The following is a 9,345-nucleotide window of genomic DNA, read 5'->3' as shown; positions in this document are numbered from 1 at the left end:
GATGGCATGCTTGGTAGGGAAAAGAACCGTAACTGTCCCATTGACTGGAGAAGTCAACTCACCTTGACTTGGTTCAATGACCAGACCTTGCCCCATGACACCTGAAGCAAAGACTGGATCAGTTGCTTGACTTAGTTCTTTTACTTGTCCTTCAAGTGGGCTAACAATTTCTACTGGAGTATGTTCTACTGGTTCATGACTCACAAATTCTGCTTCTTCTTGAGCAACGAATTCTGCCTGCAAGTCCGCATCGTCCTCTGTTTTTGTAAAGAGATCAGCCTTACGGAAGAAGAAAGTCAAGAGCATTGGAACAAGAATCGCAACTAGCATAGTTCCTGCAAATGGCAGCATGTATTGAGGTTGAATAGAGAGGATACCTGGCAAACCACCGATACCAATAGAAGCCGCAGTTACATTGAAAGTAACGGATAACATGCCTGCAAGAGCTGAACCAGTCATCCCAGCAACAAATGGATAAATATATTTTACGTTAACCCCAAAAAGAGCTGGTTCTGTAACACCGAGATAGGCTGAAATGGTTGCAGGAAGTGAAACCTGAGCCTCACGCTCATCATGACGGTGCATGAAATAGTAAGCAAATACGGCCGAACCTTGGGCAATATTAGAAAGAGCAATCATAGGCCAGAGGGCAGTGCCACCAGCATCCGCAATCAATTGTGTATCAATGGCATTGGTCATATGGTGCAAACCAGTGATGACAAATGGAGCGTAGAGGGCACCAAAAATTGCACCGAAGAGCCATTTAACTGGACCAGTTAATCCTGCCAAGACAACTGATGAAAGTCCTTGTCCAATTGTCCAACCGATTGGTCCCAAGACAGTATGAGCCAAAATCAAAGCTGGAATCAATGACAAGAAAGGTACAAAAATCATGGAAATGACTTCTGGAATATGCTTGCGCCAGAAAATTTCAAGATAAGACAGACTCAAACCTGCAAGCAAGGCTGGAATAACTTGTGCTTGGTAACCGATACGATTAACAGTAAAGTAGCCAAAATTCCAAACCCAGTTTGCCGCGATATCAGCTGCTGGCGTTGAGGCAACTGCATAGGCATTGAGCAACTGAGGAGAAACCAAACAGATTCCGAGAACAATTCCCAAGATTTGGCTGGTTCCCATCTTACGAGAAACAGACCAAGTAATCCCTACTGGCAAGAACTGGAAGATCGCTTCACCAGGCAACCAGAGGAAGTGATTAACCCCTGCCCAAAACTGAGAAGTTTCTGTGATGGTCTTACCATCCAACATAGACCAATGTACACCTTCCAAGACATTACGAAAACCGAGGATCAATCCACCAACAATCAAGGCTGGAATAATCGGAGTAAAAATCTCCGCTAGAGTGGTCATGACACGTTGGACCACATTTTGATTGCTCTTAGCTGCAGACTTGGCTGCTTCCTTGGAAACACCCTCAATACCTGAAACAGCTGTAAAATCATTATAAAAGATGGGCACGTCATTCCCAATAATCACCTGAAATTGACCTGCATTGGTAAAGGTTCCTTTGACTGCTGGAATTGACTCGATAGCCTTGACATTAGCCTTCTTATCATCTCCTAAAACAAACCGCATCCGTGTCGCACAGTGAGTGACGGCAGTCACATTGTCTTTGCCTCCGATTGCCTGAAGCAGATCCTTGGCTTCTTGTTCAAATTTTCCCATTTGATTCTCCTTATACTTGTCAAAGCAAGTTTGATTTAATAGTTCTATTGTAAACGATACCAAATTTGTCTGCAACTTGTTTGGTATAAAAAGAGGATTTTTTTGTAAATTTTCTAGCACTTGTATGATAAAATAGATACAGGTGTTCATTAAACTAGAATAAAAACCTATTTAAGGAATCAAAATGAAGAAATACCAACAACTATTTAAGCAAATCCAAGAAACCATTCAAAACGAAACTTACGCTGTCGGAGATTTCCTTCCTAGCGAGCACGACCTTATGAACCAGTATCAGGTAAGCCGTGATACCGTCCGAAAGGCCCTGTCTCTCCTCCAAGAGGAAGGATTGATCAAAAAGATAAGAGGGCAAGGTTCTCAAGTCGTCAAAGAAGAAACCGTCAATTTTCCTGTATCCAACCTAACCAGCTACCAAGAACTAGTTCAAGAACTTGGACTGCGCTCTAAAACCAACGTGGTCAGTCTGGACAAGATTATTATTGATAAAAAATCCTCACTAATAACCGGCTTCCCAGAGTTTCGTATGGTTTGGAAGGTAGTCCGCCAGCGTGTGGTGGATGATCTGGTATCCGTTCTGGATACGGACTATCTGGATATGGAACTAATCCCAAATCTCACTCGCCAAATTGCTGAGAAGTCTATCTATTCTTATATAGAGGACGACCTCAAACTCCTTATTGATTATGCTCAAAAGGAAATAACCATTGACCACTCAAATGACCGAGACAAGATTCTCATGGACATTGGCAAAGACCCCTATGTCGTTTCGATTAAATCAAAAGTCTATCTCCAAGACGGGCGCCAATTTCAATTCACTGAAAGTCGCCATAAACTCGAAAAATTCAGATTTGTAGATTTTGCAAAGCGTAAGAAATAAAAGACTGAGACACTGGATCTCAGCCTTTTTCTTTATCCCAAAACCAATTCATCACTGACTAGACTTTGGCCACTATTTTTCTGGAAAAGATGCATGAGATCTTCAACTGTCAGATGCTTTTTCTCCTCTCCTTTGACATCTACCACTATCTTGCCTTGATAGAGCATAATGAGACGATTTCCGTACTCAATCGCATGGTTCATATCGTGGGTAATCATCAAAGTCGTCAACTGATGGTGTTCCACAATCTTTTGCGTCAAATCCATCACCATTTGACTCGTTTTCGGGTCAAGTGCCGCAGTATGTTCATCCAAAAGCAAAAGTTTGGGTTTCACCAGAGCTGCCATGACTAGGGTCAAGGCCTGTCTTTGTCCTCCTGAGAGATATTGGGTATCCACTTTTAAGCGGTTTTCAAGACCAATATTCAACTCCTTCAAGGCCTCTTGGAACTGGATTCTATCCTTCTCCTTCACACCCCAACCAAGCCCTCTCTTCTGCCCGCGTCTCAAGGCAATAGCCATATTCTCCTCAATCGTCAAACGAGAAGCTGTTCCCATCTTAGGATCTTGAAAAACACGGGCGATATCCTTGGCTCTCTTTCTTACACTCAGATTTTTAATGGATTTCCCTGCCAGTAGAAGGTCCCCTTCATCCACCGATAGATTGCCAGCCAAGATATTCATCAAAGTGGATTTCCCTGCTCCATTTCCACCAATCACAGAGATAAAATCTCCCTCTTCAACCTCTAAATCTAATCCTTTGAGGACATGGTTCTCATTGACCGTCCCTGCTTCAAATGTTTTGTGAATATTTTCAAGCGTTAATAAACTTGCCATAACTTTCTCCTCCTATTCATTTCTCAATTTCAGACCACGAATCTTTAATCTCTTTTGCAATTCTGGTGCAAATAAAACTAAGGCTAACAAGATTGCATTAAAGAGACGAACTAGATTTTGATCTAGATTTGGAATTTCATAGATATTTAAAATAATCAAACGATAAACAATAGCACCAATTCCGATGGATAACAAGCGACCTCCAATGGTCAAGTCGTGAATCAAGACTTCCGCAATAATGACTGCACTCAAACCAACAACGATGGTCCCTGTCCCAGAAGTCACATCTGAAAATCCATCATTTTGGGCAAACAAGGAACCACATAGGGCAATCAAGCCGTTTGAAATCATGTAACCAACAATCTTCATGGTGTCTACATTGACCCCATTAGCCTCACTCATCGGAATATTGTCCCCAGTCGAACGCAAGACTAATCCAATCTCTGTTTTCATCAAAAGAGTCAAGACCAAACAAACAAGTAAGAGACAGGCTAAACTGAATGAGAAAACAGCTTCTTCATTTGTCAGTCCCAAGCTCGCCAACTGTTTAAAGACAGTCGAAGAATCTCCCAAGGAAAGATTGGGCACACTTCCCATGATTTTAATATTGATCGAATAGAGCCCTGTCAAGGTCACAATACCTGTCAAGAGAGCTGGAATTTTCATCTTGGTATGGAGCATTCCTGATACAAGACCTGCTACCATACCTGCCAGCAAAGCAAGTAAAGTCGCAATCCAAGGATTTGTCCCTGCCTGTATCTGAGATACGACGACAGCCGCCCCCAGTGGAAAGGCTCCTTCAGCAGTCATATCCGCAATATCCAAAATACGGAAAGTCAAGTAGACCCCAATAGCCATAATCGACCACAACAAACCTTCTGATAAACTAGATAATACAAAATTCATCTCAAACCTCCTTATTCCTTGCCTTCTAACTTACTAATATCAATTCCTAGTGCATCTGCCATTTCTTGATTAGTATGCAATTCCAGTTTTTCAGGCAACTCAACTGCTATATTTTCTGGCTTCTCACCTTTTAAAACACGAATCAGCATGCGAGCTGTCTGTCTTCCCAATTCTTCATAATTGGTTCCGTAGTTATACAAGCCACCAACAGCAATCATTTCTGTTGAACCACCAAATACTGGAACCTTGTGTTTAATAGAAACCTGCTTGACTGTTTCCATGGTTGATGAAATGATATTATCCGTTGGTACAAAAACCATATCCACCTCTGCCATCAAGCTTTCTGCTGCCGCCTTGACGTTGTTACTGTCCAAGATTGTTTTTTCAACAACGGTAAAGCCTTTTTCTTCCAGAAGTCGCTTAGCTTCATCCTTTTGGACAACTGAGTTTGGCTCGCTCTGAGTATAGAGGATTCCAATTGTTTTAGCTTTTGGCAACACTTTCTTTATCAAATTGATTTGGGTTGAAATGGCATCTGATGACTGATCGCTTGTTCCAGTTACATTGCCCCCAGGATGCTCTCTTGACTCTACCAACTTGGCACTGACAGGATCTGTTACCGCTGAAAAGATAACCGGTGTCGTTTGTGTTGTATTAGCCAAGCTCTGAGCAGAAGGCGTTGCGATAGCTAGAACGACATCACTAGATTCTGCTAGTTGCTGGGAAATGGTTTTTAGATTTCTTTGCTCACCCTGTGCATTTTGCAAATCAATCTCGATATTTTTCCCTTCAACATAGCCTTGTTTAGCTAGTTCATCTACAAAACCTTCTCTAGTAGCGTCCAAAGATTGATGAGTAATAAATTGCGAAATACCGATACGAAAAACATCTTTTTTCTTATCTGCCTTCAACTGATGCAAACTGATCAGAGAGGTCAAGAGAATCCCCACTACCAAGAGGGGTGCTAGCAATTTTCGAACAACTTTCATAATGAAACTCCTTCTCAGAAAAGATAATACTCAATGAAAATCAAAGAGCAAACTAGGAAACTAGCCGCAGGCTGTACTTGAGTACGGCAAGGCGACGTTGACGTGGTTTGAAGAGATTTTCGAAGAGTATAAAACAAAAAACCGCCTAGATAATACCTAAACGGATGCTTGAAATAATCTAACAAGTTACAACTTAGCTAGTCCATTTAGATATTCATCTATATGGACCACAATCAAAAATCTTAGCCACATAGATACAAACAAATTGCTTGAACTGTTTGCATCCATGGTGACATGTCTACAAACACTATCTAAAGTAGCTAAAGTAAAAGTTTTGATTCATCGTTACAGCTTGTTTCTTATTCATTTCTTTTTCTGCTTTCTTTTTTGATGTTTCCTATCTTACCACCTTTTTTATCAGCTGTCAAGAATATTTCAGAATATTTTAAAATTTTTCGAAAATTCTTTCATAATTCTTTCAATTCTTTTAAGATAATTTCAAAGATTTGCCCATTAGACAAAATAGAAGGATTTGAAGGTGTTTATGATATTTAGCTGTACTAGAGTCTTTTAAAAGTGTTTTGATGGCTTGTATTTCTTCTTTGGTTGATTTTATATCACTATTATATAATGCGTTTTGATTTTAGTGTAGTATTAAACTGACTCTTGGCAGTCGGACAAAAAATCGACAGTTATTTTATACTGTTTAAAACCAATAGTCAATACGACAATCTCTTTACTTTTCGGTTATCAACTCTGTAGATTGCTAACATATCCAAAATAAGCTAAGTATCCCGAGGATAGGCAGCAGAAATGAATTATTTATACTCTGGATACCACTTCAAATCACGAACTGCTTTGGCCATATCTGTTTCCTTAGCGCGTGCAAGACCTTGCTCTTGTGCTTTTTTAGCGACTGCTTCTGCTACTTTAATAGAAACATCTGCTACATACTTGAATGGTGGCAAGACAGGAGCTCCTGGTTGGCCTGGATTGACAATACCACTCAATGAATGCGCCGCCGCTCCAATCATTTCATCAGTCAAAAGACTTGCTTCAGAAGCCAGCATACCTAGACCAAGACCTGGGTAAATCAAAGCATTATTTGCTTGACCAATCACATAGTCTACACCTTTATAAGAAACCGTATCAGCAGGAATTCCTGTAGCGACAAAAGCTTTGCCATCTGACCATTCAATCAAATCTTTGGCACTAGCTTCTGCCAATTTAGTTGGGTTTGACAAAGGGAAGATCATTGGACGTTCTGTGTTTTCACACATAGCTTCTACTATTTCTTTAGTGAAGGTATTAGGCTGAGTTGAAGTTCCTACAAGAATGGTTGGCTTCACAGTCTTCACTACTTCAAGCAGGTCAGTCAACTTATCTGCGTTACTAAAGTCAGCACGTTTCTTAGCAAATGGTTTTTGCTCTGGTGTCAAGTCATCCATGTCATCAAAGAGAAGACCTTGTTTATCAACCATAAAGAAACGTTTATAGGCTTCTTCTTCAGAAAGACCTTCACTTACCATTTCACGAAGAACACGAGAGGCAATTCCTGCACCCGCAGTACCACCACCATAGCAGAGATAAACTTGATCTGTTAATTTTTCACCACTAATATCCAGCGAACCAAAGATACCACCCAAGGTAACGATGCCTGTACCTTGAATATCATCATTAAAGGTCGGAATTTGTTTCCGGTATTTTTCAAGAATATTGGCAGCATTCAAGCGGCCGAAGTCTTCCCAGTGAAGGTAAAGTTTAGGAAAGAGACGTTCTGCTGTTTGAACAAATTGGTCAATGAAGTCGTAGTAACGATCTCCGCGAACCCGTTCGTGACGATTTCCTAAGTAATTAGGATTGTTACGAAGTTCTTCACGGTTAGTCCCTGCATCAATGACTAAAGGAAGGACCATTGAAGGATCGATTCCAGCAGCACCTGTATAGACCATCAATTTTCCAACAGAAATATCGACACCATTTGTTCCCCAATCGCCAATTCCAAGGATTCCTTCTGCATCTGTTACAACAATGAGACGAATCTCGCGACCCCCGGCAGCATTTTTCAAAGTGGCTTCAATATTTTCAGGATGATTGATATCAAGATATCCCGCATATTGGGGATCTACAAAAAGATCACTATAGCCTTCAATTGTATCTGCAATGGTTGGATCATATACAATTGGATTGAATTCTTCCAAATGTTGAAAAAAGAGGTAATAGAAAAGAGTCCTGTTGGTATTAAAAATTTCCATTAGGAAAAGACGTTTTTCCAAATCATTGGCTTTTGTTTGCATTTGTGCATAAGTTTGCGCCGCTTGTTCTTCAATCGTTTGAACATACGGTGGCAGTAAACCAATAAGACCTAGTTCCTTTCGCTCCTCTAAGGTAAAGGCAGTACCTTTATTGAGGAAAGGATTGTTTAAAATATCATGTGCAGTCATAATGCAACCTCCTTTTTATTTATATTATATCACATGAAACGAATTGTTCATAAAACGTTGTTGTTTAAACAATACAATTATATACACATATGTTATAATGAGTCTACGAGAACAATTTCTAATAGACTCTTTTATACTTAAAACACTATTATTGATAATACTTTAAGTTGTTATATTTTATAAATTTTTGAACTCATCAGACTCTCGATGATCACTCTTTGCTAAAAGTTTCGAGTAAAAGAAACCAATCATACAAATTGACAATCCTCATTAAAATAAATATCATACAAGTTTGTTATGTAGTACTTTGTATTTTTTAAGGTGTTTTTTTGTCATATAAAACTTGTATTCTATTTATATGACAACTAAAAACTATTTACAACAATATATTTCCCAAAAAGTGAAATATTTTCGAACTCAGAATAAAATGAGCCAGGAAGAACTTTCGGAACAAGCAGGACTCGGGCTAAAGTATATCAATCAACTTGAAAACCAAAATGTGAATCTGACCATTCACAGTCTTGAAAAAGTGATTGACGCACTAAAAATGACCCCAGAGGAATTTTTCAATTTTGATAGCCTTGAATCAACCTCTGATAAGAGTGACAATCTTTCACTCAAAAGAATCAACATGAAGATTAAACAGCTCCCTATTGATAAACGAGAAAAGATGTTGGTCATTTTTGAGAGTATCTTAGATAATCTTTGAGATCCCTGACTCACTTACATTTTAACTGGTGAATACTCGTATAGTCAAATTGTAGGATACGGATAAAAATTATTTATCTGCTGTTTTCCACTTATTTTCCTTCTCCAACTAATGAAAGTGAGCCCATATGAATTTAAAAGATCTACAATATTTTTATGACCTCTGCCAGCTTCAATCCTATACGGAAGTAGCAAAACAACATAAAGTCAGCCAACCATCTATTTCTTATGCTATCAAGCGCTTAGAGGAATCCTTTAACTGCAAATTGATTCACCATGACCCCTCGCATCGTTCCTTCAAGCTAACTCCTCAAGGACAAATCCTTCTAAAGCATACAGAACTGATTTTACCTGAGGTCATTTCTACTCGCAAAGAAATTAATCGCTCCTTGGCACAATACTCTACTGTAGGATTCCCTCCTATTATCATTCAGTATCTCTTTGCTGTCTTAAACGAAAAAGATAAATTCGATTTTTTAAAAAGGTACGCCCTATCCGCGGTGGCTCCGTGGAGTTATTAAACCTTCTCATCAAAGGAGACCTTGATGCAAGCCTACTCGGTTTGATTGAACCTCTCAACTATCCTTCAATAGAGTCACACGAGCTATTTCATAAAGAACTGTATGTCGTTTTATCTAAGAACCATCCTTTTGCCACTGCTCCTTCCCTCGCTTTTGAAGAATTAGTAGATCAATCCTTTATACTCTTAGATGAACACTTTGTTCACCTGAAAGCTTTTGAAACGCTTAATCAAAAGTATCAAAACAAGGCAGAAATATTCTTTAAGACTGATGACATTGCCATCCTTAAAGAACTTTTAAAGAAAGGGATTGGCCTTAGTTTACTGGCTGATATCGCACTTTCTGATGAAGATGATGATT

General features: G+C 39.4%; 7 protein-coding genes and 2 pseudogenes. 3 read left to right on the top strand and 6 right to left on the bottom strand.

The genetic code is table 11. The features are described from left to right. Positions 1-1,686, bottom strand: a 1,686-nt coding sequence (gene treP, locus SMIDD26_RS01670; protein WP_246746849.1) for a PTS system trehalose-specific EIIBC component, incomplete at its 3' end; no start/stop codon positions are given. Positions 1,687-1,870: 184 nt separating this feature from the next. Here treP and treR point away from each other — a divergent pair. Continuing rightward, a complete protein-coding gene (gene treR, locus SMIDD26_RS01665; protein ID WP_061438707.1) occupies positions 1,871-2,581 on the top strand; it encodes a trehalose operon repressor in 711 nt (236 codons plus the stop codon). A 32-nt stretch (positions 2,582-2,613) separates the two neighbouring features. On the opposite strand, the gene SMIDD26_RS01660 is transcribed toward treR, so the two are convergent. The 5 genes and pseudogenes from SMIDD26_RS01660 to SMIDD26_RS01645 form a co-directional block, all read right to left on the bottom strand. Beyond that, positions 2,614-3,417, bottom strand: a complete 804-nt coding sequence (locus tag SMIDD26_RS01660) for an ABC transporter ATP-binding protein (protein ID WP_000157661.1) — start codon at positions 3,415-3,417, stop codon at positions 2,614-2,616. A gap of 12 nt (positions 3,418-3,429) precedes the next feature. Further along, on the bottom strand, positions 3,430-4,323 hold the full coding sequence (locus SMIDD26_RS01655; protein WP_001012085.1) for an ABC transporter permease: 894 nt from the start codon (positions 4,321-4,323) through the stop codon (positions 3,430-3,432). Between the two features lie 11 nt (positions 4,324-4,334). Then, positions 4,335-5,312, bottom strand: a complete 978-nt coding sequence (locus SMIDD26_RS01650) for an ABC transporter substrate-binding protein (RefSeq protein ID WP_000869838.1) — start codon at positions 5,310-5,312, stop codon at positions 4,335-4,337. A 496-nt stretch (positions 5,313-5,808) separates the two neighbouring features. Beyond that, positions 5,809-5,928 (bottom strand): annotated as a pseudogene (locus tag SMIDD26_RS11260) (IS630 family transposase); the annotation flags it as partial. 202 nt (positions 5,929-6,130) lie between these two features. Continuing rightward, on the bottom strand, positions 6,131-7,756 hold the full coding sequence (locus tag SMIDD26_RS01645; RefSeq protein WP_061438706.1) for a malolactic enzyme: 1,626 nt from the start codon (positions 7,754-7,756) through the stop codon (positions 6,131-6,133). A gap of 358 nt (positions 7,757-8,114) precedes the next feature. On the opposite strand from SMIDD26_RS01645, the gene SMIDD26_RS01640 reads away from it, so the two are divergent. Both SMIDD26_RS01640 and SMIDD26_RS01635 read left to right on the top strand, forming a co-directional pair. Further along, positions 8,115-8,465, top strand: coding sequence for a helix-turn-helix domain-containing protein (locus SMIDD26_RS01640; protein ID WP_061438705.1), 351 nt, complete (start codon positions 8,115-8,117; stop codon positions 8,463-8,465). A gap of 127 nt (positions 8,466-8,592) precedes the next feature. Then, positions 8,593-9,345 (top strand): annotated as a pseudogene (locus SMIDD26_RS01635) (LysR family transcriptional regulator); the annotation flags it as partial.

The organism is Streptococcus mitis (assembly GCF_001579035.1).
Lineage (GTDB): Bacteria > Bacillota > Bacilli > Lactobacillales > Streptococcaceae > Streptococcus > Streptococcus mitis_J.
Note: the sequence above shows the minus strand (reverse complement) of the source record. Positions and strands in the feature narration are given on the sequence as shown.